The organism is Acidovorax sp. NCPPB 3576 (genome assembly GCF_028473605.1).
Taxonomy (GTDB): domain Bacteria; phylum Pseudomonadota; class Gammaproteobacteria; order Burkholderiales; family Burkholderiaceae_C; genus Paracidovorax.
Window position 1 is genome coordinate 3,793,641 of the sequence record NZ_CP097267.1, and the last position, 24,206, is coordinate 3,817,846.

A 24,206-nucleotide genomic window follows, 5' to 3' on the forward strand; every position below is an offset into this window, starting at 1 on the left:
TATGCTGTCAGTCCCGGAAAGGCAGGCAGGCCAGGAGCCCTGTGCACCGCCTCCCGGGTGACGCATCCGATCCTTTTCATGAAGCACCTGTTGAATCTGCTGGCCGCCGTGGCACTGCTGGTCTGGGGCACCCACCTGGTGCGCACGGGCGTGCTGCGTGTGTTCGGCGCCAACCTGCGCACCATGCTCGCTCGCAGCATGGGCAACCGCTTCACGGCAGCGCTGTCGGGCATCGGCGTGACGGCGCTGGTGCAGTCCAGCACGGCCACCTCGCTCATGACCTCGTCGTTCGTGGGCCAGGGGCTCATCACCCTGCCCGCCGCGCTGGCGGTGATGCGCGGGGCCGATGTGGGCACGGCCCTCATGTCGGTGCTGTTCTCCACCGACCTGTCGTGGCTGTCTCCCCTGTTCATCTTCGTCGGCGTGGTGCTGTTCATCACCCGCCAGTCCAGCTCGGCCGGGCGCGTGGGGCGCGTGCTCATCGGGCTGGGGCTCATGCTGCTCGCGCTCGACATGGTCGTGCAGGCCAGCGGTCCCATGCTGGCCTCGCCCATCATCAAGGCCATGCTCGGCTCGCTCAACAGCGACATCGTGATGGAGATCGTCATGGGCGCGGTGCTGGCCGTGATCGCGTATTCCAGCCTGGCCATCGTGCTGCTCATCTCGGCCATGGCGGCCTCGCATGTGGTGCCGCTGGACGTGGCCCTGGGCCTGGTGCTGGGCGCCAACCTGGGCAGCGGCCTGCTGGCCGTGCTGACCACAGCCAAGTCGGCCGTCGAAGTGCGTCAGGTGACTGTGGGCAACCTCGTCTTCAAGCTGATGGGCGTGGCGCTGGTGGCCCCGTTCGTGGGACTTTGGCTGCGCTACGTGCAGCCCCACATGCCGGGCACCGCACAGGGCGTGGTGCTGTTCCACCTGGGCTTCAACGTGGTCATCAGCCTGGGGTTCATCGCCTTCACGCAGTGGGTGGCCACCTGGGTGACCCGGCTGCTGCCCAAGCCCGTGGGCGCGCAGAGCCTGCGGCCGCACCACCTGGACCCTTCGGCCCTGTCCACCCCGTCGCTGGCCATTTCCTGCGCCGCGCGCGAGGCGCTGCACCAGGCCGACGTGGTGGAGACCATGCTGCTGGGCGTGCTCGATGTGATCAAGAAGAACGACGTTCAACTGGCCGAGCGCCTGCGCAAGATGGACGACGAGGTGGACGAGCTGTATTCGTCCATCAAGTACTACCTGACCAAGATTTCCCGAGAGGCGCTGGGCGAGGACGAGAGCCGGCGCTGGACCGACATCATCAGCTTCACCATCAACATGGAGCAGATCGGCGACATCATCGAGCGCGTGCTGCTCGACATCGAGGACAAGAAGATCAAGAAGGGCCGCCAGTTCTCCGACGCCGGCATGGCCGAGATCACGGAACTGCACGAGCGCCTGATCAACAACCTGCGCCTGGGAATGAGCGTGTTCCTCAACGGCACGGTGCGCGATGCACAGAAGCTGCTCGAAGAAAAGGCACGCTTTCGCGACCTGGAGCGCGCCTACGCCGCCACCCACCTGGTGCGCCTGTCGGACAAGACGCTGCAGAGCATGGAAACCAGTTCGCTGCACATCGACCTGATCAGCGAGCTCAAGCGCATCAACTCGCACATCTGCTCGATCGCCTATCCCATCCTGGACTCGGCCGGAGCCCTCGCGCCCAACCGCCTGCGCACGGCCACCGGCGCAGCGCAGGACGCCACGATCGGAAAATGACGGGTCGCCCACGCACCTGCCCCTTCCCAGGGCCGCGCCATCGCAGCACGACCATTCGCTGAAAGCCCTGCCTGTGACCTCCCCTGCCCCGCACGACAGCCGGCTAGAACCCGACGTCATCATTTATCACAACCCCGAATGCGGCACCTCGCGCAACGTGCTGGCGCTGATCCGTGCGAGCGGCATCAAGCCGCATGTGATCGAGTACCTGAAGACCCCGCCTTCGCGCGACATGCTGGCATGGCTGGTCGCGCGCGCAGGCGTACCGGCGCGCGAGATCCTGCGTGAGAAGCACCCGCTGCATGCTGAGCTGGGCCTCGGCGATCCGGCCCTGGACGACACCCGGCTGCTCGATGCCATGGCCGCCCACCCTGCGCTCATCAACCGCCCCATCGTGGTATCGCCGCGGGGCGTGCGCCTGTGCCGGCCCGCCGAACGGGTGGCGGATCTTTTGCCCGCCCGCTAGCAAAGCGGTAGGCACGGCGCCCGACCGTGCGCTCACCAGGATGGGTGGGTTCAGTCCATCCGCTGCACGATCAGGGTCGCGCCCGCCCCGCCGGCCAAAGGCGGGGGTCAGCACCCCAGAGAACGAGGTGTCACGCAACGTGACAAAGGGCCCTTCGCACGGCCCCATGCTCCCTCGGCCTACAGGTCGGGGAGACAGCCGAAGGCACCCTGAACCCTCTTATCTGCATCAGGAGATTTCATGGAAATTCACATCAACACGGGCAATGGCATGGAAAACCGCGAAAGCCTGGAACGCTGGGCCGACGCGGAGATTCGCAAGAATCTGTCGCGGTTCAACGATGGCGTGCGGCGCGTCGAAGTGCACCTGTCGGACGTCAACCATGACCGGGGCGGCGCGGACGACAAACGCTGCGTGATCGAAGCGCTGGTCCCCCAGCATGCGCCCGTCGTTGCCACCCACAACGCACCCTCGGTGGATGAAGCCTTCCGAGGCGCCGAAGCCAAGCTGCAGCGCGCGCTGGACAGCGCCCTCGGCAAGCTCAAGGATCTGCGCGACCGCACCTCGATCCGCACGCAGCCGGAATTGCTGCAGCCTTGATCGAGCGAAGTCGGCGCCCGCCGAAGGCGCAGGGCAGGCCGGCCAGGGCCTGCCCCGCCTGCATCCCCTTTCCAGGAGACACCATGAACACCCCCAAGCACTCGCCGGACAACGACGAACCGGAAATCACCCAGGAAGACAGCGTGCCGGTGGACGAGACCGACGCGGAGGGCGAAGCCATGATGAAAGAGGTCCGCAACGACCGCCTGAAGGTGCCCCCCGGCGAAGAAAACGCATGAGGCCGGGGACGGCCGCCAATCGGGCGCGCACCCGACGCGCTGGACGCTGCGGCGGTTTCAACAGCGGTATCGGTCTTGCCAACGGCGGTCCACGCCGTCCATGAATGCACGCAGGGCCCTGCGCCCTCCGTCAGGCCCCTGCCCTGCCCTCTCCTTTACGGGACCCGCGTGGTCTCGGCCACGCGGGCCGCTGCCGCGCCGGCGGCGATGCGGTCCGCGGGGGCGAGCCCCTCGGGACGGCGTGCGTAGCGCTGTGCAAGCACGGCGCACACCATGAGCTGCATCTGGTGGAACACCATCAGCGGCAGCACGATGGCCCCCACGGCGTGCGAGGCGAACAGCACCTTGGCCATGGGCACGCCACTCGCCAGGCTTTTCTTGGAGCCGCAGAACACCACGGTGATCTCGTCCTCCTTCGAAAAGCCGAACCGCCGGCCGACCCAGGTCGTCGTGGCCAGCGCGATGGCAAGGATCACCGCGCACACCACCACCAAGCCGGCCAGCGCCGGCAGCGGAATCTGCCGCCACAGCCCCTCGATCACCGCTGCGCTGAACGCGGTATAGACGACCAGCAGGATCGAGCCCTGGTCCACGAACTTGAGCACCGCGGCGCGGCGCTGCACGAAGCCGCTGATCCACGGCCGCAGCAGGTGGCCCGACAGAAAAGGGACGAACAATTGCAGCGTGATGCGCCCGATGCTGGCCAGCAGGTCGTGCGTGCCGCCGCCCGCAGCGCCCGCCGTGCTGTGCGCCACAGGAACGCCCGGCAGCAGCCAGCCCACGAGCAGCGGGGTGATGACGATGCCCAGCAGCGTCGAGCCCGAGGCCGCGCACACGGCGGCAGGCATGTTGCCGCGTGCCATGGCGGTGAAGGCGATGGACGACTGCACGGTCGCCGGCAGCACGCACAGGAAGAGCACGCCCAGGTACAGCTCGGGCGTGACCAGCGGCTGCAGCACCGGCCGCAGCGCCCAGCCGATCAGCGGGAAAAGCACGAAGGTGGAGGCCACCACCACGAGGTGCAGGCGCCAGTGAGACAGGCCGGCCACGATGGCCTGGCGCGACAGTTTGGCGCCGTGCAGGAAGAACAGCAGCGCGACGGCGGCCAACGTGGCTTGCTCAAAGCCCTGGGCCACGCGCCCCGAGGCAGGCAACAGGCTGGCAAGCGCCACCGTCGCCAGCAGCGCCAGGGTGAAATTGTCGGGAAGAAAACGGGAGCGGGCCATGAAGAGCGGAGCCTTTGCAATCGAATGGCCGCCATTAAGCCAGGGCGAACCGGCAAAGTGAAATGGATTTATCTGATGGTTTTATGATTTCGAATCATGAATGTCACGCTGCGCCAGCTCCACGTCTTTCGCTCGGTCGCCGCCACGCGCCATTTCAGCCGCGCGGGCGAGCAGATCGGCCTCACGCAACCCGCCGTGAGCCGCTGCATCACCGAGCTGGAAGCGCAACTGGGACTGCAGTTGCTCAACCGCACCACGCGCGAGGTCGAGCTGACCGAGGCGGGCCGCAGCCTGGCCGCCCGCCTGGAGCGCGTGCTGGAAGACCTGGACACGGTGCTGCTCGACGTGCGCGGCATGGCGTCCGAACGGCGGGGCCGGGTGCGCGTGGCCAGCAGCCCCACGCTCTCGGCCCACCTGATGCCCGACTGCATCGCCCGCTGCCAGCGCGAGATGCCGGGCCTGCAGATCGTGCTGCTGGACCGCATCCAGCACGACGTGCTGGCAAGCGTCTTATCGGGCGAGGTGGATTTCGGCGTGGTGATCGATCCTGGCGACCGCGAGGCACTCACCTGCGAGGCCATCCTGACCGAGCCCTTTTGCCTGGCCTGCCCGCCGGGGCATCCCCTGGCACGCAAGCGCAGCGTGCGCTGGACCGACCTGGAAGGCCAGCCGCTGGTGCTGCTCGATCACGCCTCGGGCAGCCGCCGCCTCATTGACCAGGCACTGGCGGCGCACGGCGTGGCCGCCACCGTGGCGCAGGAGGTCGGCCACCCGACCACGATCTTTCGCATGCTGGCCGCGGGCCTGGGCATCTCGGTGGTTCCCACGCTGGCCCTGCCGCCCGAGGGCCTGCCCGGCGTTGCCGTGCGGCCTCTTCGCCCGCGCGTGGACCGGGAAATCGTGCTCATCCACCGCCGCAACCGGGCGCTGGCGCCCGTGGCGCAGGCGGCGTGGAACCTCGTGCGTACCGTCGCGCAGGAGCGGCAGGCCCCGGGACCGATGGGCGCCGCCACCATGGCGAAACCAAAGGGCGACGCACGGGGTTGATGCGCTGCGCTCAGCAACCCAACCCGTGCGGCGCTCCGTCAGCGTCCGACACCCGGCGGTGCGAACATGCTTGCCGCCGCCGCAATGGTCGACCGGTCCTCGTCGGAAATCTCCATGGCTTCGTCTTGATCGACACGGTCGTCGGAGATGGCGTCTGAATTCTCGTCATCGTCCAGCGAAAAACCAAAGCTCTCGAGCGTCAACGGGCCGGCGGCCTGCCCATTGTCCGCTCCGGCGGGTGCGGACGTTTCGACTTCCTCTTCGTCGTCGGGCGGGAGCATGCCCTGGCTTTGCAGGATCTGGTTCCTGCGGATCTGCTCACCGATTTCCGAGAGGCTGGCGTCGCGCAATTCCCGGGGGAGCCGTGCAGGCTTTCCCTTGCTGCCATCGGTCCTCTCAGCGATCCCTTCTCTCACCGCGTACTCCGCAAAGCGCACCCGCCGGCCCGAGCCAGCGGCGGCATCCGCCGGTTCGGCGCTTCCTTGCGGTCGAACCGCCACGTACTCCGCATTGAAACGCCGGCCCTGGAACTGGGAGCTGCGGGTGAGCCTCGGCCCATCCCCCGCTGCACTGGAGGCGCCTGTGGGACTGGATGGTTCGGCCGCACGGGCAGGGGACGCCTGCACCGGGGAGGCAACGGACTCCACCGTTGGCGCGGGCCGTGTCCTGCGGGACGTCGCGCCCCGCCATCCCCCCGCCACGGGTGGCGCAGAAGCCTCTGATGAAGGTTCGGGCGGCACGGCTTCCTTGCCCGGGCGGCGGCTGGCGTCCTGGCCCTGCGAAGGCCCAGCCCCGTCGCTCGACGGGCCGGGCCGGGCCGTCTGCGGGCTGGTGCTCCGCTGCCGGCGCTGGGGCTGATACAGCGGAGCAGGCGTGCTCTCTGGCTGAGGCTCGGGGAATGCCCCCGGTGCTTGCTGCGTCCGCTGCCGCCCACGCGCCGCGAGATTTTCGGAGGCGATGTGCACCAGCTCGGCCCGGCGGTATGCCAATGGCCCGCTTCGAAGGCCGTCCATCTTCTGGAAGAGGCGTTCGACCTCGGCCTGCAGTTCGGGACTGCCGTTCAATCGCCGGGCGACTTCGTCGCGCGGCAGGTTGTTGGCGTCAGCACGCGCCGCCATGTTCCGCTGCACCGCTGCGTCGATGTCGTCGCGGTTCAACACGAAAGCATTCCCGTCAGGCGATGCCTGCAGGATCATTTCGTCACTCACCCGCAAGCGCTCTGCCGCGATCACATCGGGATCGTAGAGTTGCGACGCCATGCTCCACTGGAGCGGCGGGCTGCTGCTGATCGCCGTACGCAGGTCTGCCCGCGGCTCTGCCCGGACACCCTCCGGGCGCCCCTGCATCTGCGGCCGGGCCAAGGGTCCTGGCGCAGTCCGGCCCGGGGTGCGCCCGGTCCGGGCCCCGGCTGACGATGCCGACGCCTCGTTCCGCGCGCGGAGCGCCAGATTGGCAGAGGCGATGTGCACGAGCTCGGCCCGGCGGTATGCGAGGCGCCCGTTTGCAAGGCCTCCCAGCTTCTGGGAAAGGCGGGCAAGCTCGGCCTGCAGTTCAGGGCTGCGCTCCAATCGCCGGCTGACTTCGTCGCGAGGCAGGTTGTTGGCGTCCGCACGCGCCGCCATGTTCCGCTGAACCGTCTCTTCGATGGCGGTGCGGTTTGGCCGGTAACGGTGACCGTCTGGCGGTGCCTGCATCATCATTTCCTGATTGACCCGCAAGCGCTCGGCGTCGATCACGCCCGGATCGTAGAGCTGCGAAGCCATGGCCCAGCTCAGCGGCGGGCTCGTGCTGATGCCCATCGCCCGGATGTCTGCCCGCGGCAGGGCGGCCTGCCCGCGGCAGGGCGGCCTGCCCGGCCAACCCTGCACCGGCCTGCCGCGGCGGCGGCATTCCGTGGGGGGATGCATGCCGATGGGGCGACGTGCGCGGCGGCGAAGCGGGTGGACTCGCCGGCCGCTCCGAGGACGAAGAACCGCCGGTGATTTTGCGTGCGATGTGACCGAGACCGAACATGGGCATTCCTTGGAAAACGGGTTGGACCCGTGTTTCCAATTTATCCAGCACGCCCTGCCAGGATCTGCCAGCGCCCGAAACGCCGTGCAGCGCCCCGAAGCGAGCGCCTTCAGGCGCCCTTGCACGCTACCAGCCGTAGAACCCCGCCAGCACCATCGCCGCCTCCGGCGTGAACTCGCCCCGCTCCAGCCGTGCGTGCACTTCAGCCGTCTCCAGCAAATCGAACCGCTCCACCTCGCCATCCTGGTTCTCGGGCACCAGGCCCTCGGGCATGGTGGCGTGGAACCAGTCGATGCGCTCGACCATGTACCCCACGCCTTCGCCGTCGCTGCTGGGCCGGGCGAAGTCCACGTGGCCGCGGTGCGCCATGCCGTGCAGCGCGCCGGCGTGCAGGCCCGCTTCTTCCCAGGTTTCACGTTCCAGCGCCGTGTGCAGCGTGTCAGCAGCGCTGACCATGCCGCCCATGAGCGTGTCCCACTTTCCGGGATGGGTGGGCTTGTCGAATGCGCGCTGCTGCACCCACAGGCGGCCGCCCGGTGCGCTGCCGACCAGGTGCACGGCCTGGGTGGCGATGCCCAGTGGGCGCACGGCGCCGCGCTCCACGGTGCCGATGCGCTCGCCCGCCGCGTTGCACACCGCGAGTTGCTCGTCGCGCCAGGCCCCGCAGCGCCCGGCGCGGCGCAGGGCCTGCGCCAGCGCGGCCAGGGCGGTGGTGGCATCGCTGGCGGTGGCATCGAGGTGCCAGGCAAGCGCACCGCCATGCTCCTTTTTTAATAGCAAGAAGGGCAAGCAAAACGCCGGCATGAGGGCGATTTCATCCAGAACGCCTGGCGCCACCGTGCCCACGGCCTGACCCGCCACCACGAACGGCAGGCGCGGTGCCGCAGGGGGCTGCTGCGCCTGCCGGCGCGCAGCCGGCACCCAGCCCGGCACGGGCAGCCCGCTCATTCGAGGGTGAGGATGGTGCAGCCCGTGGTCTTGCGGGCCTCCAGGTCGCGGTGCGCCTGCTGCACGTCACGCAGGGCATGGCGCTGCGCGATGTGGATCTTGACCGCGCCGCTTTGCACCACGGCGAACAGGTCGTCCGCCATGGCCTGGGTGGCCTCGCGCGTGGCGATGTGCGTGAAGAGCGTCTGCCGCGTGACGTACAGCGAGCCCTTGGCGCCCAGCACGCCGGGCGCGAAGGCCGGCGCCGGGCCCGAGGCATTGCCGAAGGTGGCCATGAGGCCGAAGGGCCGCAGGCAGTCGAGCGACTTCTCCCAGGTGTCCTTGCCCACCGAGTCATACACCACCTTCACGCCCTTGCCGCCGGTGATGTCCTTCACGCGCGCGGCGAAATCCTCGGTGCGGTAGTTGATGGCGTGCGCCGCGCCGTTGGCGAGCGCGAGGCGGCATTTTTCGTCGCTGCCGGCCGTGCCGATGAGCTGCAGGCCCAGGGCCTTGGCCCACTGGCAGGCGATCAGGCCCACGCCGCCGGCGGCCGCATGAAAGAGCACGTGGTCGCCGGGCTGCAGGCCCTCGGCGGGCAGCGTCTTCTTGAGCAGGTATTGCGCCGTGAGGCCCTTGAGCATCATGGCCGCGCCGGTCTCGAAGCCGATGGCGTCGGGGAGCTTGCAGACGGTCTTGGCGGGCATCACGCGCACTTCGGAGTAGCTGCCGGGCGGGTTGCTGGCATAGGCCGCGCGGTCGCCGGCCTTCAAGTGCGTGACGCCCTCGCCCACGGCTTCGACGATGCCCGCGCCTTCCATGCCGATGGTGGCGGGCATGGGCAGGGCGTACAGGCCGGTGCGGTGGTACACGTCGATGAAGTTCAGGCCCACGGCATGGTGGCGGATGCGGATCTCGCCCGGGCCGGGGTCGCCGACGGCCACATCGACGACATGGAGTTCTTCGGGGCCGCCATGCTGGCGGATCTGGACGGCAAGGCTCATGGGGAACACTCCTGCAAACAGAGAGAGGGGGAAAGGGGAGAACAGGGAAGCGGGAGAACGGGCAGGCCGGCTACCGGGCAACGGAAAGCGGGTGAATCCTGCCATGTTTTGCCGCGCCTTGCCGGAGCGAGGCGCTACAGTCCACGCCCATGACGCAACGACTCACCCCGGGCACGATCGCCCTGCTGGCCACCGCGCCGCTGCTGTGGGCCGGCAATGCGGTGGTGGGCCGGCTGGTCCACACGCTGGTGCCGCCCGTCACGCTCAACTTCATGCGCTGGGCGCTGGCATTTCTGGTGCTGCTGCCGCTGGCGTTCCGCGTGCTGGGGCCGCAAAGCCCGCTGTGGCCGCACTGGCGGCGCTATGCGGCGCTCGGGCTGCTGGGCATCGGCTGCTACAACGCGCTGCAATACATGGCGCTGCAAACCTCCACGCCGCTGAACGTGACGCTCGTGGGCTCCAGCCTGCCGGTGTGGATGCTGACCGTGGGCGCGCTGTGCTTCGGCGCGCCGGTGCGGCGCCCGCAGTTGATCGGCGCCGTGCTGTCCATGGCCGGGGTGCTGCTGGTGCTGAGCCGCGGCGAGTGGGGACAGTTGCTCGCGCTGCGCCTGGTGCCCGGCGATCTGTTCATGGTGCTGGCGACGATCTCCTGGGCGTTCTACAGCTGGCTGCTGTCGCGCACGCACGAACCGGCCACGGTGCGCTCGGACTGGGCGGCGTTCCTGATGGCGCAGATGGTGTTCGGGCTGGCCTGGTCGGGCGCCTTCGCCAGCGGCGAATGGGCCCTGGGCCACACGCGCATCGAATGGGGCTGGCCGCTGGCCGCGGCGCTGGCCTTCATCGCGCTGGGGCCGGCCATCCTGGCATACCGCTGCTGGGGCGTGGGCGTGCAGCGCGCGGGGCCGGCGGTGGCTGGGTTCTTCATCAACCTCACGCCGCTCTTCGCCGCCGTGATGTCGGCGATGTTCCTGGGCGAGACGCCGCGCCCTTACCACGCGGCGGCGTTCTTGCTGATCGTGGGCGGCATCGTCGCTTCGTCCCGGACGGCCAAGGCCTCGGCAGACCCGAAGGCATGAAGAGCCGAAAAGGCCTCCACCGCAATCAATACTAGGGCACATTGCTATTAAAAAAATAGCAAAAGAAAGATCGGCACCGTGGCCGATGCCGGGCGCGGCCGGGCCGCAATGAATTGAGCCCCGGCTCAGAGCGGCCCCGGCAAGGGCGCGCTCGGCGCGGCGCTGCTGGCAAAGCGCTCCACCAGTTCCGCGACCGGCAGGGGCCGCGCGAAGAGGTAGCCCTGGTACAGGTCGCAGCCGTGCTGGGCCAGGAAATCCTTTTGCTCGGCGGTCTCCACGCCCTCCGCGATCACCTGCAGCTCCAGGTTGCGCGCCATGCCGATGATGGTCTGCACGATCACGTCGTCGGTGGGGCGCACGCCCAGGTTGCGCACGAACGACTGGTCGATCTTGAGCTGGTGCAGCGGCAGCCGCGTGAGGTAGGCGAGCGACGAGTAGCCCGTGCCGAAGTCGTCCACCGAAAACCGCACGCCCTTGGTGCGCAGCAGGTGCATCTTGGCGACCGAGTCTTCCACGTTGTCCAGCACCAGCGATTCGGTCAGTTCCAGCTCCAGCAGGTGGGGGCGGATGCCGGTCTCCTGGATCACCTCGACCACGCCCGCCACGAAGTCGGGATGGCGGAACTGCCGCGCGCTCACGTTCACCGACACGTGCACGTTGCGCAGGCGCGCGTCGTGCTGCCACTGGGCCAGTTGCTCGCAGGCCGTGCGCAGCACCCACATGCCGATGGGCACGATCAACTCGCTCTCCTCGGCCACGGCGATGAAGTGGCCGGGGGCCACCAGGCCGCGCTCGGGGTGCTGCCAGCGCAGCAGCGCCTCGACGCCGACCATGATGCCGGGCAGCGTGAACTGCGGCTGGTAGTGCAGCACGAACTGGCCCTGCTGGATGGCCACCTGCAGATCGGCCTCCAGCTGCGCGCGCTGGGTGATGACCACCTGCATCTGCGGATCGAAAAAGCACAGGCCGTGGCCGCGCCGGGCCTTGACCTGGTACATGGCGATGTCGGCCTGCTTGAGCAACTCGGCCGCCGACTGCCGCGAGTCGCCGAACACGGTGGCGCCGATGCTGCAGTTGCTGTGGTGCGTCTGCGCCCGCAACTGGTAGGGCTTGCTGAGCGCCAGCAGGATCTTCTCGCCGATGCGCCGCGCCAGCGTGGCGGCCTCCTGCGGGTCGCGCGCCAGATCGCACAGCATGACCACGAACTCGTCGCCACCCAGCCGCGCCACGGTGTCGGTGGTGCGCACGCAGTCCTTCAAACGCACCGCCACCTGCTGCAGCAGCAGGTCGCCCACCTCGTGGCCCTGCGTGTCGTTGAGGGTCTTGAAATGGTCCAGGTCCAGGAACAAGAGCGCGCCCAGTTCCCGCGAGCGTGCGGCCGTGGCGGCGGCCTGGTTGAGCCGGTCCAGCAGCAGGCGCCGGTTGGGCAGCCCGGTGAGCAGGTCGTAGAAGGCGAGGTTCTCGATCTCGGCGCTGGCCATGCGCAGGTCGGTCACGTCGTGGTAGGAAATCATCAGCCCGCCCTCGGGCGTGGCGCGCTCGGTGATCTGGATGAAGTGGCCGTTGGGCAGCATCTGCTCGTGCGTGCCCTCCGGGTGGCGCTGGAGCGCCAGGCGCTGCTCGACCCATTCGCGCCGCTGCCCTGCGCTGGCCTCGGGCAGGTGGTGCAGCACCGTCGCCTCCAGCAGCGAGCGGAACGGCAGGCCATCGGTCATCACGCCGCGCAGCCAGGGAAAGATGTCTTCGAAGCGGCGGTTCCACTGCAGCACCTCCAGATCGCGGCCCAGCAGCACGAAGCCGGTCACCATGGAGCCGAGCGCCTGGTCAAGCGTGGCCTTGGAACTGGCCAGCGCCATGCGAGCGCGGTTCATGCGCGTGAGGTAGGCGATGGTGAACAGGCCCGCGGCGGCCACGGTCACGGCGAAGAACACCGCCACGATCAGAATGGCCGTGCGCTCGCTGCGCCAGGACGACAGCGCCGCCGCTTCGGGCAGGCTGGCCGATATCCAGAAATCCGGGTACAGGATGGGCCGGGCCACCACCAGCGACGACACGCCGGTGATGCGGGCGGCACGGCCCCAGTCGCTGATGGCCACGCCGGCCTCGCTCAGCGGGTGCACCCGCGCCCGGTGGCGCGCGTCGCCCCGGCCAGAGAACCCCAGCAGCATCTGTCCCTGGCCGCGCTCCAGGGTGATCTCCAGCCCCGAGATGTCCACCGCCTGCGTGAGCACCGACACCAGCATGCTGGTGGGCACCTGCGCCACGGCGACCAGCCGTTCGCCGCCCACCGAGCGCACGTGGCGGGCCACGTACAGCACGCGCTCGGAACTGGCGAAGCTCACCGTCGGCACGCTGATCGCCAGCGTGGGCACGGGCTGGCCCATGACCTCTTCGAAAAAGCCCGAGGGCAACTCCATCCCCACGCGGGCGCCGGCTGCGTCCGACGAGGCCACCACCTTGCGCTGCCCGTCCAGCAGCGCCACGTAGCGCACCATGAGGTTCTGGCGCGCGGCGGTGCGCAGCAACTGGCTCACCGCGCCTGGATCGCCGGATTCGTGCATCTGCTGGCGCAAGGCCATCAGGTCGGCGGTGCTGGCCAGCAGCACATCCAGGCCGAGCAGCGCCCGGTTGACCGCGGCCTCGGCCCCGGTGGTGAAGCGCGTGACCTGCGCCTCGCTCTCCGCCAATGCGGACTGCCGCGTGCTCCACACGAGCCAACCGGCCGATCCCGCCAACGCCAGCAAAAAGATCGCGACGACGCCGCCGACGGCGATCCGGATGCGCCTGGAGAGCGACGGCATCACGGGGTCCGGGGGGCGGCGATGCCGCGCGCGGGGCCGACCGTGCGGTTCCAGAGATCGACGCAGACCGGGCCGCAGCGGCGCTGCCAGTTCGCCAGCACGGTGGTGCGCAGGATCTCGACGCGGCGCGCATCGTCGGCGGCCGACACGGGCACCACCACCATGGCACCCTTGGCGCCCTTCACGCAGGTGGGCCGGCCCGTGTTGCAGGCCAGGCCCTCGGTCGTCTCGCGCTCGGCATCGGCCCAGATGGCGGCCTCCAGCCGGGGCACCTCGCGCTGCAGCAGGGTGCGCAGGTCGGCGGGCAGCGAGTTCCACACATCGCGGTTGGCTCCGAAGATCGACAGGCCCCAGGTGAGCGGCATGGGATAGACGTACTGGGTGACCTCGTACAGGCCCATGGTGTTGCCCGACATGGTGCCGGTCACGGCGCATTCGCTGTCGCCGGCCTTGAGGCTGGCCACCATCTGGCCGAAGCCCGTATGCACCGGGATACCGCCCACCGCGCTGATGAAATCCGCCTGCGAGGCCGAGGCCACGCGGATGCGCCGGCCGGACAGATCGGCCAGGCCCGTCATGGCGTTCTTGCAAAAGACCACCTGGGCGGGATAGACGTAGATGGCCAGCAGCTCCATGTTGCGCTCCTGGCGCAGCGCGTTCTGCAGGTAGGGGCGGAAGGCCGCCACCGTGGTGCGCAGGCTGGCCATGTCGGGGCTCAGGCCCGGCAGGTCGGGGGCGGTGTATTGCGGGTACTGCGCCGTGAGCGAACTCATCAGCACGGTGCCGAAGGGCACCACGCCCAGCTCGACCAGCCGCAGCATCTCCATGCCCGGCACGCCCGCGCGGTCGAACGGCACGATGGTGGAGGAAAACCGCCCGTTGCTCAGCCGGGCCAGCTCTTGCGTCCAGAACGGCGCCTCGCGCTGGGTGTATTGCGACAGCGCCCCCAGGCTGCCGACCACGCGCAGCATGAAGGGGGCGGGCACGGGGGCGAGAACGGCTGCGGTCCCCGGCCCTGCGGCGTTGCTGGCGGGAGGGCTCTGGGCGTGCCCCGCCAGCGGAACGCAGCAGAGCCAGGCCCATGCCAGTCGGCACAGTGCGCGGGTCAGGAAATGGTGTTGCATGAAGGAACGCCGTAGTTCTTTTTACCGTGTCGCCGCCAGGGATTTCTCCATCCCCGGCTTTTGTACCATCTTGCTGCGATTTGACCAATGGGGCCGCATCCCAGTAACGCCCCGCTTAAACAACACCCGCACCGCCCACGGGGCGCACCGCTGCGCACCGGCCTTGCGCCCGCCCCGCTCAGACCCAGCCCGCCCGCCGGAAGCGGTAATAGAGATACCCGCACACGCTCAGGATCAGCACCAGCGCGGCCGGGTAGCCGTAGGCCCATTTCAGCTCGGGCATGCCCTCGAAATTCATGCCCCAGATGCCTGCGAACGCGGTGCAGACCGCGAAGATGCTGGCCCAGGCCGCCAGGCGCTTGGTGATCTCGTTCTCTTCGATCGTCACCATGGACAGGTTCACCTGGATGGCCGTGCCGATGGTGTCGCGCATGGCATCGATCGAGCCGTTGATGCGGCTCAGGTGGTCGAGCACGTCCCGGAAATAATCCTGCGACCCCATGCACACCTGGGGCACGCGCCCGCCGTGCAGCTTGCCCACGCCCTCCATCAGCGGCGCGACCGCGCGCTTGAGCACCATGGCGCGGCGCTTGAGTTCATAAAGGCGCTGGATGTTGTTGTGCGGCGCGCCCTTGGTGAAGATCTGCTGCTCGATCTGCTCCAGTTCCACCTCCAGCGCGTCGATCACCGGAAAGTAGCGGTCCACCACGGCGTCCAGCAAGGCATACAGCACGAAGCCCGAGCCGGTGCGCAGCAGCTCGGGCTGGCGTTCGCAGCGCTCGCGCACGCCCAGGAAGCCGAGCTTGCTGCGGTTGCGCACCGACAGCACATAGTTGGCGCCCACGAAGACATCGACCTCGCCCACGTTGATGCCGCCCTGCTCCGCGTCGGGCTCGATCAGGTGCAGAACGGCAAAAAGCGAGTTGCCGTATTCCTCGATCTTGGGGCGCTGGTGGCCGTGCTGGGCGTCCTCGACGGCGAGTTCGTGCAGGCCGAACTCCTGTTGCATCTCCTGGAGCTCCTGGGGCGTGGCATCGGCCAGCGCCACCCAGACGAAGCAGCCCGGCAGGGAGACGTAATCGCTGATGTGGTCAACCGAGATATCGGCCAGCTTGGCACCGTTTTGGTAGGCAACGCAATTGATCAGCATGGAAGGCAATTCAGGTCGGCGGCAACGGCCTGGATCTTGCCACGCCTGGGACTACGTTTCGGCGTTCCCGAGGTCCCGCGGAGGCAACGGCAGAAAGGCCTGCAGCCGCGCGTCGTAATCCCAGCGCGTGAGCCGGTGGTGCGCGGGCAGCACCCGAGAACCGGGCAGCGCAGGGGAAGGCTGCTCCAGCGTGACGAGGCTGTTGGGCGCATGCGCGCGCAGGCGGACCGACACGGCCGTGCCGGCCCGGGCCGCCCACAGCCCGGGCAGCACCTCGGCCAGGCCGGGCTCGTGCGCATGGCCGGACAGCAGCAGCTGCGCGCCCGCCTCCCGCCAGCGGGCGAGGGCCTCGCCCGCGCGGTGGGGCCGGTGCTCGGTGTCGCTGGTGGGGTGCACCACCAGCGGGTGGTGCGTGACCACGATGCGCCAGCGGTCGCGCGGGGCCGATGCCAGGCGCTGCGCCACCGCGTCGATCTGGGCATGCGACAGGCTGCCGCGCTCGTGGCGCCAGGGGCGCGTGGTGTTCACGCCCACGGCGAGAAAGCCCTCCACGTCGCACACGGGCTCCAGGTCGCGTCCCCACCAGCGCTCGTAGCGGCGGTAGGCCCGGCCGAGCCGCTCCCACCAGGCGAACAGCGGAACGTCGTGGTTGCCGGGCATGACCAGCCGATGCGGCACGCCCAGTCCGGTGATGAATTCATGCGCCTGCGCGAATTGCTCGGCCGTCGCGCGCTGGGTGAGGTCGCCCGAGACCACCAGCAGCGACACGTCCAGCGTCTTGACCAGCCGGGCCACCGCCGCGCAGACACGCGGGTCGTGCGCACCGAAGTGCAGGTCCGACAGGTGCATGAGAACGCTCATGGGCAGCCCTCGGGGCGGGCGGCTCAGCCGGCCGCCAGGCCGGGCACGGCCGCCGGGGCGCCCTGCGGGACGGCGGCCACCGGATCAGCGGCCACCGGCACGGCGCCCTCGGCTGCGGGATCGTCGTCGCGCACCGTGGCGGTGGGGGCCACCAGCCACAGCGGGCGCTCTTCCACCCGAAAGCGCAGCGGCGGCGCCATCCATTCGCGCTCGCCGTCGAAGGCCACCTTCACGCGGTGCGGTCGCCAGGTGGGCTCCACCACCATCTCGGCGCAGGCCAGGCTGATGACGGCCTCGTCGCGCGCGAGCTGGCCCACGGCGGCATTCCACACCGTGCGCGCGGTGGCGGCACGGCTTTGGGGCTTGAGCAGCAGCACGGCCAGGCGGTCGCCGTCGGCCACGTCCTGGGCCTGGGGAATGCCCAGTCGCTCCAGTTGCAGGGGGTTGTTGCCCACGAACAGCGTGGAGGCGAAGAACTCTTCGCGCGTGGGGTCGGCCACCCGGTGCTGGCGCAGCGCCACGCGCCAGCGCCGCGCCGAGGCCGGCCGGAAAAAGCTCCACACCGCCGACACGATGGCCACCCAGCGCGAGCGTCCGAAGCGGCGCGAAGCCATCTCGCGCTGCTCCAGCAGGCGCGGGTACAGCCCCACGCTGGCATTGACGAGGAACATGCGCTCGTTGACGAAACCCACGCTCACCGGACGCGCATCGCCCGAATCCATGGCGGCGAAGATGTCGTTGGCCGCCTGCTCCGGATCGAGCGACAGGCTTTGCTCGCGCGCGAAATAGTTGAAGGTGCCGACCGGGATCACACCCATGCGCACCTGGTGCTTCCAGGCGGCGGTGGCCACCGCGTTGATGGTGCCGTCTCCACCCGCCGCCGCCACCAGGCCCCCATCGGCCTTCGCGGCAAGGGCGGCCTCTTCGGCGGCCTGCACGATGCCGGCCCGCTGTGCCGGCACATGCCACTGCACGGCGTTGCTCTGCAAGGGCGCCAGCCCCTCCAGCCTGGCTCGCAGTTGCCCATGGTCGGCGCCGGGCCGGTGGGGCACCACCAGATGGATCGGGCCACGGCCTCGGGGCATGGACGCTGGCAGGTCGTTGGATGGCATGTTGAGAGGGCTTTCGAGGGGTCGGGCTCGGGGTCGGCGCCCGCACGGCGGGACGCCCGATTCTGCACAGGCCCCAAGCCCGGATGCATCGGCAGGCAGGCGCACCCCTTGTCAGCCATGGCCGACAGGGCCCTGGCCGCTTCGGGCTTGCCCCGGCGCCCTGCCGCAAACCCCGACGAATTGCCGGGAAATGGAGTGGCCTGCCGAGCAGCTCCCTGCCACCATTGCCGCCCTGAACCACTCCCCTAGCCGCGCGATCCATGCCACAGCCCCGCCGCCGTCACCGCCCTGCCCGCCTTGCGGCAACCTGCCCCGTCACCCGGCCCGCCTCGCAGCAGGCCCACGCATGATGGACGCACAAGCCATGGCCCTGTGGGCTGGATCGCACCCGTTGACCGTCTGGGCCTGGGGCCTTGCCATCGCCTGGGTGGCCGCCGGTGCGGCCTGGGCCGCCAATGGGCCGCTGCGCACGCACGGTGCCCGCTGGGCCGCGCCCTGGGGCCGGCACTGGAGTGCCCCGCGCTACGCCAGCGCGCGGCTGCTGGCCACCCTGTGCGTGGCCGCCTTGCTGCTGCTGGCCTGCGCGCAGGCGCTGGCGGCCATCGCCGAGGAATGGGCCGCACCCACCGCCTGGGCACTGTTCGACGACACCCTGGCCGCCACCCTGCGCGCCACCGCCAGCGTGGCCACCCTCACCTTGTTCGCGAACCTGACCCACGCTGGCGACACCGCCGTGCTGACCGTGCTGACCGTGGCCGTGGCCGCAGCCCTGTGGCTGCGCCGGCACCGCCTGCTGGCCCTGGGCTGGACGGCGGCGCTGGCCGGCAACGGCCTGCTCACGCGCGGCTTCAAGCACACCTTCGAACGCGTGCGGCCGGTGCACACGCACGAGATCGCCGTGGCCGATGGATTCAGCTTTCCGAGCGGGCACAGCAGCAGCTCGCTCGTGGCCTACGGCATGCTGGCCTATCTGGTCCTGCGCCTGCTGCCCGCGCGCTGGCACCTGCCCGCCGTGTTGCTGGCGGTGGCCACCGTGTTCACCGTGGGCTGGAGCCGCGTGGTGCTGCAGGTGCACTTTGCCAGCGACGTGCTCGCCGGCTGGCTCACTGGCGGGGCGTGGCTCGTGTGCTGCGTGATGGTGATGTCGGGCATCGGCCACTGGCGGCGATCCCGCGCCACGCCCGTGGCTTGAGGGGCGTCAGCCCGCCGCGCGCCCGGCGCGCTCCGCCGCCAAAGACCACCCGAACACCGCCAGTCCGCCCAACGCCAACAGCACGCCCACCCAGCCGGTGGACGTCCAGCCCAGACCGGCCGTGATCGCCACGCCGCCCAGCCACGCGCCCAGCGCATTGGCGCAATTGAACGCCGAGTGGTTGAGGGCCGCCGCCAGGGTCTGCGCCTCGCCCGCCACATCCATCAACCGGATCTGCAGCGCGGGGCCGATGGCGACGATCGTGCCCAGCAGGAACGTGGCCGCCGCTGCGGTGACCACATGGTGCGCCGCGAACACGAAACCGCCCAGCACCACGATGGACCACAGCAGCAGCCCCCCGATCGTGCGCATCAGCGACTTGTCCGCCAGGCGGGCACCCACCAGGTTGCCCGCCACCATGCCCGCGCCGAACAGCGCCAGCACCAGCGGCACACCGGCCAGCGGCAGCCCGGCCACCTCGGTCAGCGTGGGCTTGATGTAGCTGAACACCGAGAACATGCCGCCGAAGCCGATCGCCCCGATGCCCAGCGTCAGCCACACCTGCTTGCGCCGCAGCGCGCCCAGCTCGCGCCAGGGGCTGGCGCCTTCGGCCGGCGGCTGGTAGGGCACGCCCCGGCGCACCATGGCCATGGCCGCCACCGCGATCAGCCCCACGAAGACGAACGCTGCGCGCCAGCCGAACACCTGCCCCAGCCACGCCGCGATCGGCACCCCCAGCAGCGTGGCCCCCGTGAGACCCAGCATCACCAGCCCCACCGCATGCGCCCGCCGGCCCGGCGGCGCGAGCGATGCCGCCACCAGCGCCGCCACGCCGAAGTACGTGCCGTGCGGCAGCCCCGTCACGAAGCGCAGCACGTTCAGCGACAGATACCCCGGCGCCATGGCCGAGGCGAAATTGCCCAGCGCGTACACCCCCATCAGCGCGATCAGCAGCGCCCGCCGGCCCCACCCCGCCGCCAGCACGGCCAGCACCGGCGCGCCGATCACCACGCCCAGCGCATAGGCGCTGATGACGTGGCCCGCCTGCGGAATGCTCACGCCGATGTCGCGCGCCACCTCGGGCAGCAGGCCCATGATGACGAACTCGCCCGTGCCGATGGAGAACCCGCCCAGGCCCAGCGCCAGCACGGCGCGCAACAGCGTGCGGTCGTCCCGAGCGGGAGTGATGGAAGGGGTTGCCGACGAGGCGTCGGCGCTAGAGGAAGGCGTGGAAGGCGTGGTCATGGGAGAAAGCGGTGTGCGCGCCTGCCGCAAGAGGAACATCACCGAGCGGCAGGCGAGGAAATCAGGGTTAACCCGTAGAGCAGTGACCATATCACGGGCCTGCCCGCTTTGCAGCCCGCAAGGCATCCGGGCCCGCCGCTATGCTGCAACCGCTTTCCTGTCGAACCTTCCCTTTTTTCCTTTTTGCCTCGGCAAAGGAGACTCCATGAGCGACCCATCCTGGCACGGCGTGCGCGTGCTGGCCTTCGACATCTTCGGCACCGTAGTGGACTGGCACGGCAGCATCGTGCGCGAGGTGCAGGCCCTCTACCCGCAGGTGGACGCCGACGCCTTCGCCATCGCATGGCGCGAGGGCTACCAGCCCGCCATGCAGCGCGTGCGCAACGGCGAACTGGGCTGGACCCGCATCGACGAACTGCACCGGCTCATCCTCGACGAACTGCTGCCCCGCTTCGGCCTGCAGCACCTGACCGAGGCCGAGCGCCAGCACCTGAACCGCGTATGGCACCGCCTCGACCCCTGGCCCGACAGCGTGGAGGGGCTGCAGCGCCTGAAGCGCCGGTACACGATCACCACGCTCTCCAACGGCAACATCGGGCTGCTGACCGACATGGCCAAGCGCGCGGGACTGCCCTGGGATTGCATCCTGAGCGCCGAGGTGTTCCGCGCGTACAAGCCCGACCCGGCGGTGTACCTGGGCGTGGCCCGCACGTTCGACCTGGCGCCCGGGCAGGTGATGCTGGTGGCAGCGCACCATGAAGACCTGGCGGCAGCGCGGGAATGCGGGCTGCGGACGGCGTACATCGAGCGGCCGTGGGAATTTGGGAGGTCCAGGCCGAAGGACGTGTCACCGCGGGCAGGGAACGATTGGCATGCGGAGAGTCTGGAGGGGCTGGCGGATCGGCTGGCGGCATGACTGGGCTTCGGGACGTGAGCATGCCGACCGCCTCTCGCTCGCCCTGACGCTTCGGCCAGCGCTTCGGATTTCGCCCCCACAAGTTCGCGCTGAACATTCCCATTTTTTGCAAGGCCGCCATAGTCAGCGCACTCCTCATTGGCAGAAAGTTCGATATGGGTCTTTGCCTTACCAAACACAGCGGGTCCGGCGCTACCAGGCGCCATGATCCCTCCCCTTCGGTGCAATCGTCGCCATCGCCGGCGTCCTCTCCCAGCGCAAGCCAGGCTTCGCCGCATGCCTTGTCATCGCGCCCGCAGGCCACTTCCAGCACGGCGATGGCACCACGCCACGGACTGAGCGCGCTGCACAACGCATCACCCCAGGCGCTGCAAAGGCACAGAGACCAGTTGATGAAAAGAGTCCTGTCCGAAGGTTCGAACTTCCGTTCGACCCAGGAGGAACGGGCGGAATGCAAAGCGGCCTATTCTGCTAAGTACGGAAGAGAAAACGCTGAATACATATGGAGCGAGACCGCGCAGATCATGGCCTCGGTGAAAGCAGGCGATCCCGCTTTGGAACACGTCGAACTGGATGACCTCGTGGCCCTGCGGCTGTGGACCACCGGCGAGTACATCGACGTCCAGGATGTCCTGGAACCCACCCACACCCCCAAGCCAATGGGCCTGGCGCAAGCCAAGCTGCTCATTTCGGCGCTTCACTCGCTGCCCGACAGCTACACCCATACCGGGGTCACCGTATTCACCGGAGAAAACCAGACGGCGCAGTGGGTCCAGGCAAGGTACGGCAAGGGAAAGACCGCCGTCAATCAGCGATTTTTCGCCACCTCGGAAACGAAGGAAGGCGCCTGGCAGAACATGTCCGTGGAGTGGGAAACCCAATCCTTGAGCGGCAAGCGGATCTCGGCCTTCTCAGCCAACCCGCACGAAAAGGAAGTGCTGTTTCCGCCCGGCACCCGCTTCAAGACCAACCAGATAGAGCCGTTCGACGGCAACAGAATCAAGATTTACCAAAGCGAAGTGACCTCCTAGGCTTTCAGGTTCCTGCAGCGTCGCAACACGGAGCCGGCGTAGCGCCCAGGCTGGCGCCCTCACTCAACCCGCCACCATCCCCTGCACGAACCGCCGAACCCGCGCATCGAACTCCGCGCTGGTCGCGGTGAACTCCACCCCCGCCAGCACCTGGTCGCCCGCCGGCTTGAGGGTGACCACGCGGGCATACACGTCCCGGGCCGGGTAGTGCACCAGCGGCAGGTCGAAGGCCAGGCGCAGCTCGCCGTGCAGCGGTACGGTGCCGTTCAGTTCCAGCAACGCGCCGTGGTAGCCCATGTCGCGCAGGATGCAGGGCACGGCGTGGGGCATGACCATGCCGTCCTGCACCAGTTGCCAGCTGCACGGCAGGCGCGCCTCCACGCGGTGGCTGCGGCGAAACTCCTGGCGCGGCACCTTGAGCTTGCGGCTGGGCACCGCCACCAGTTCGCGCACGGACAGCGGCTCGTCGCGCCCCTTCACGAAGACCTGCATGGGCGGCGCCACCGAGGCCATGCTCCAGCAGCGCTGGTACACGGCCTCGCTGACCAGCACCTGCCCGCGCAAGGCGAAGGTGCGCAGTTGCTGGGCCTCGACCACCACGTCGCCCAGCAGCACCGGCGACTGGCGCACGCCCGGCGCGTTGCCGAACCCGCCCACCAGGGCCGGGCCGCAGGCGATGCCGATGCCCAGGTAGATGGCCGGCAGCCGGTCTTGAAGAAACGCATCGTTGAGATCGCGCGTGGCCATTTGCAGCGCCAGGGCGCACATGGCGGCGCGGTGCACGTCGTCATCGCTGCTGCCGCTGTGGGCAGGATCTGCCGCTGGCGCGCCGGCTGGCGAGGCCAGGCCGAAGATCACGGCCCCCGCGTCGCCGGTGAGGTGGTCCACCTCGGCGCCGTAGCGCGCCAGCACGCCGTGCAGGCAGGCCAGGATGCGCTCGGCCCACGCCAGGGATTGATCAGGCGGCAGCTGGGCGGCCAACTGGGAGAAATCGCGCAGGCCGATTTTCAGCAGGGTCACCTCGCGCGGCTGCAGGTGCGGCCCGGTGGCGGCTGGCAGCGAAGGGGCGGATGAGGGGAGCGCGTGCGGCACCGCCGGGGAATCGCCAGGGGGGAAAGAGGACATGGGAGCGCAGTGCTTTCTCTTCGGGATGGCCTTGAGGGATTGCGTGCGACGCGCTGGCCTTCTTTGCAGGGAGGATGACGGACGGCCCCCGGCCGCGCGGCCTGCGCTCGCAGGGCAAGCATAGAGGGCCGGCGTTGCCATGGTCAAGGCCGGCGGGCCGTCCCGGGCGCCGGGTGTGTGGTTCGCTGGCAGCACGCCAGCGCGGCCTCAGATCGCCACGAGCTGCCGGATGCCCTTGGCCTGCATCTCGCTGCCCGGGCCCCGGGCGATGACTTCGCCGCGCTCCATCACCAGGTATTCGTCGGCCAGTTCCTCGGCGAAGTCGTAGTACTGCTCGCACAGCAGGATGGACACGGGGTGCCCGTCCAGCCCGTCGTTGGCCAGCTGGCGGATGACGCGGCCGATGTCCTTGATGATGCTGGGCTGGATGCCTTCGGTGGGCTCGTCCAGGATCAGCAGGCGCGGGCTGGGCGCCAGCGCCCGGGCAATGGCGAGTTGCTGCTGCTGCCCGCCCGACAGGTCGCCGCCGCGGCGACCGAGCATCTGCTTGAGCACCGGAAAGAGTTCATACAGGTGGGAGGGCACGGGCGTGGAGCCGCTCTTGTAGGCCAGGCCCATGCGCAGGTTTTCCTCGACGGTGAGGCGGCCGAAGATCTCGCGGCCCTGGGGGACGAAGCCGATGCCTGCGCGGGCACGGTCGTAGGGGGTCTTGGCCTGGATGGGGTGGCCTTCCCAGGCGATGGTGCCGCTCTTGATGGGGACGAGGCCCATGAGGCTCTTGAGCAGCGTGGTCTTGCCGACGCCGTTGCGGCCGAGGAGGACGGTGACTTTGCCGGGGGAGGCGGTGAGGCTCACGTCTCGGAGGATGTGGGAGCCGCCGTAGTACTGGTGGAGGTTTTGGACGGTGAGCATGGGTTTTTGATGTCTTTTGGGCTTGATGCCCTAGGGTTTATTGGCTTTATTGCTATTGTTTTTGTAGTGGTTTGCTGGTTTGGGTTCCGGGGCCGGGTCTCGGCCCGGCGGCCGAGGTACTTTTCTTTGCTTCGCCAAAGAAACGTACCCAAAAGAAAGGCGACCCTACTGGCTGCGACCCTGCGCTTCGCTCCGGGCAACCTGCGGTGCTCGTTCGCGGGGTGCGCCGTGGAACTCGCTTCGCGCTGCGCGCTGCGCTCGGACAGCCACGGCGAGTCAGATCACGAAGCAGGTGTGTCCTGCGGCACACCTGCCCACCCCGCGCCCTGCGCTCCTCGGCGCATCCAGAAGGGAACCCTCCACCCGGGCCATCGCTGCGCTTGGCCGGGC

Annotated in this window: 21 protein-coding genes; 9 read left to right on the forward strand and 12 right to left on the reverse strand. The window is 69.2% G+C overall.

Going from position 1 to position 24,206, the window contains the following annotated elements:
- Positions 1-78: 78 nt before the first annotated feature.
- The 4 genes from M5C98_RS17480 (at position 79) to M5C98_RS17495 (ending at position 3,054) form a co-directional block, all read left to right on the forward strand.
- Positions 79-1,749 (forward strand): Na/Pi cotransporter family protein, encoded by a 1,671-nt coding sequence (locus M5C98_RS17480; protein ID WP_272548730.1) that lies wholly within the window; start codon positions 79-81, stop codon positions 1,747-1,749.
- Positions 1,750-1,822: 73 nt separating this feature from the next.
- Positions 1,823-2,215: an arsenate reductase (glutaredoxin) gene (gene arsC / locus M5C98_RS17485; RefSeq protein WP_272548731.1), complete on the forward strand. Its 393-nt coding sequence runs from the start codon at positions 1,823-1,825 to the stop codon at positions 2,213-2,215.
- A gap of 240 nt (positions 2,216-2,455) precedes the next feature.
- The gene (locus M5C98_RS17490; RefSeq protein WP_272548732.1) at positions 2,456-2,815 is read left to right on the forward strand and encodes an HPF/RaiA family ribosome-associated protein; all 360 of its coding nucleotides are present in this window, start codon (positions 2,456-2,458) and stop codon (positions 2,813-2,815) included.
- A gap of 83 nt (positions 2,816-2,898) precedes the next feature.
- The gene (locus M5C98_RS17495) at positions 2,899-3,054 is read left to right on the forward strand and encodes a hypothetical protein (protein ID WP_272548733.1); all 156 of its coding nucleotides are present in this window, start codon (positions 2,899-2,901) and stop codon (positions 3,052-3,054) included.
- 155 nt (positions 3,055-3,209) lie between these two features.
- Here M5C98_RS17495 and M5C98_RS17500 read toward each other — a convergent pair whose 3' ends face one another.
- Entirely contained in the window at positions 3,210-4,280 is a 1,071-nt protein-coding gene (locus M5C98_RS17500) for a bile acid:sodium symporter family protein (RefSeq protein ID WP_272548734.1), read from the reverse strand.
- A gap of 96 nt (positions 4,281-4,376) precedes the next feature.
- Between M5C98_RS17500 and M5C98_RS17505 the strand changes: the two genes are divergently transcribed.
- Positions 4,377-5,327, forward strand: a complete 951-nt coding sequence (locus M5C98_RS17505) for a LysR family transcriptional regulator (protein WP_272548735.1) — start codon at positions 4,377-4,379, stop codon at positions 5,325-5,327.
- A gap of 38 nt (positions 5,328-5,365) precedes the next feature.
- Here M5C98_RS17505 and M5C98_RS17510 read toward each other — a convergent pair whose 3' ends face one another.
- From M5C98_RS17510 to M5C98_RS17520, 3 genes are all read right to left on the reverse strand, one after another.
- Entirely contained in the window at positions 5,366-7,090 is a 1,725-nt protein-coding gene (locus tag M5C98_RS17510) for a hypothetical protein (RefSeq protein ID WP_272548736.1), read from the reverse strand.
- A 376-nt stretch (positions 7,091-7,466) separates the two neighbouring features.
- On the reverse strand, positions 7,467-8,288 hold the full coding sequence (locus M5C98_RS17515; RefSeq protein WP_272548737.1) for an NUDIX hydrolase: 822 nt from the start codon (positions 8,286-8,288) through the stop codon (positions 7,467-7,469).
- Positions 8,285-9,271 (reverse strand): quinone oxidoreductase family protein, encoded by a 987-nt coding sequence (locus M5C98_RS17520; RefSeq protein ID WP_272548738.1) that lies wholly within the window; start codon positions 9,269-9,271, stop codon positions 8,285-8,287. Before M5C98_RS17520 ends, M5C98_RS17515 begins: the two co-directional genes overlap by 4 nt.
- Before the next feature lie 149 nt (positions 9,272-9,420).
- Between M5C98_RS17520 and M5C98_RS17525 the strand changes: the two genes are divergently transcribed.
- Positions 9,421-10,347: a DMT family transporter gene (locus M5C98_RS17525; protein WP_272548739.1), complete on the forward strand. Its 927-nt coding sequence runs from the start codon at positions 9,421-9,423 to the stop codon at positions 10,345-10,347.
- 125 nt (positions 10,348-10,472) lie between these two features.
- Here the strand turns inward: M5C98_RS17525 and M5C98_RS17530 are convergent, their stop codons facing one another.
- The 5 genes from M5C98_RS17530 to M5C98_RS17550 all read right to left on the reverse strand — a co-directional run bounded on the left by M5C98_RS17530 (position 10,473) and on the right by M5C98_RS17550 (position 17,395).
- Positions 10,473-13,148 carry a bifunctional diguanylate cyclase/phosphodiesterase gene (locus M5C98_RS17530; protein ID WP_272548740.1) on the reverse strand — a complete coding sequence of 892 codons (2,676 nt, stop codon included), beginning with the start codon at positions 13,146-13,148 and terminating at the stop codon, positions 10,473-10,475.
- A complete protein-coding gene (locus M5C98_RS17535; protein WP_442867194.1) occupies positions 13,148-14,272 on the reverse strand; it encodes a TRAP transporter substrate-binding protein in 1,125 nt (374 codons plus the stop codon). Before M5C98_RS17535 ends, M5C98_RS17530 begins: the two co-directional genes overlap by 1 nt.
- A gap of 178 nt (positions 14,273-14,450) precedes the next feature.
- Complete coding sequence (gene corA / locus M5C98_RS17540; RefSeq protein ID WP_272548741.1) at positions 14,451-15,422, reverse strand: magnesium/cobalt transporter CorA; 972 nt, start codon at positions 15,420-15,422, stop codon at positions 14,451-14,453.
- A 51-nt stretch (positions 15,423-15,473) separates the two neighbouring features.
- On the reverse strand, positions 15,474-16,283 hold the full coding sequence (locus M5C98_RS17545; protein ID WP_272548742.1) for a metallophosphoesterase family protein: 810 nt from the start codon (positions 16,281-16,283) through the stop codon (positions 15,474-15,476).
- A 23-nt stretch (positions 16,284-16,306) separates the two neighbouring features.
- The gene (locus M5C98_RS17550; RefSeq protein ID WP_272548743.1) at positions 16,307-17,395 is read right to left on the reverse strand and encodes a diacylglycerol kinase family protein; all 1,089 of its coding nucleotides are present in this window, start codon (positions 17,393-17,395) and stop codon (positions 16,307-16,309) included.
- A 346-nt stretch (positions 17,396-17,741) separates the two neighbouring features.
- Between M5C98_RS17550 and M5C98_RS17555 the strand changes: the two genes are divergently transcribed.
- A complete protein-coding gene (locus M5C98_RS17555; RefSeq protein WP_272548744.1) occupies positions 17,742-18,587 on the forward strand; it encodes a phosphatase PAP2 family protein in 846 nt (281 codons plus the stop codon).
- Positions 18,588-18,593: 6 nt separating this feature from the next.
- Here M5C98_RS17555 and M5C98_RS17560 read toward each other — a convergent pair whose 3' ends face one another.
- Positions 18,594-19,832 (reverse strand): MFS transporter, encoded by a 1,239-nt coding sequence (locus tag M5C98_RS17560; protein WP_272548745.1) that lies wholly within the window; start codon positions 19,830-19,832, stop codon positions 18,594-18,596.
- Between the two features lie 205 nt (positions 19,833-20,037).
- Here M5C98_RS17560 and M5C98_RS17565 point away from each other — a divergent pair, with 205 nt between their 5' ends.
- Complete coding sequence (locus M5C98_RS17565; protein ID WP_272548746.1) at positions 20,038-20,748, forward strand: haloacid dehalogenase type II; 711 nt, start codon at positions 20,038-20,040, stop codon at positions 20,746-20,748.
- A gap of 317 nt (positions 20,749-21,065) precedes the next feature.
- A complete protein-coding gene (gene xopAI / locus M5C98_RS17570; protein ID WP_272548747.1) occupies positions 21,066-21,779 on the forward strand; it encodes a type III secretion system effector XopAI in 714 nt (237 codons plus the stop codon).
- A 63-nt stretch (positions 21,780-21,842) separates the two neighbouring features.
- On the opposite strand, the gene M5C98_RS17575 is transcribed toward xopAI, so the two are convergent.
- On the reverse strand, positions 21,843-22,904 hold the full coding sequence (locus M5C98_RS17575) for a PilZ domain-containing protein (RefSeq protein ID WP_272548748.1): 1,062 nt from the start codon (positions 22,902-22,904) through the stop codon (positions 21,843-21,845).
- Between the two features lie 207 nt (positions 22,905-23,111).
- Entirely contained in the window at positions 23,112-23,816 is a 705-nt protein-coding gene (gene urtE / locus M5C98_RS17580) for an urea ABC transporter ATP-binding subunit UrtE (RefSeq protein WP_272548749.1), read from the reverse strand.
- Between the last annotated feature and the right edge of the window lie 390 nt (positions 23,817-24,206).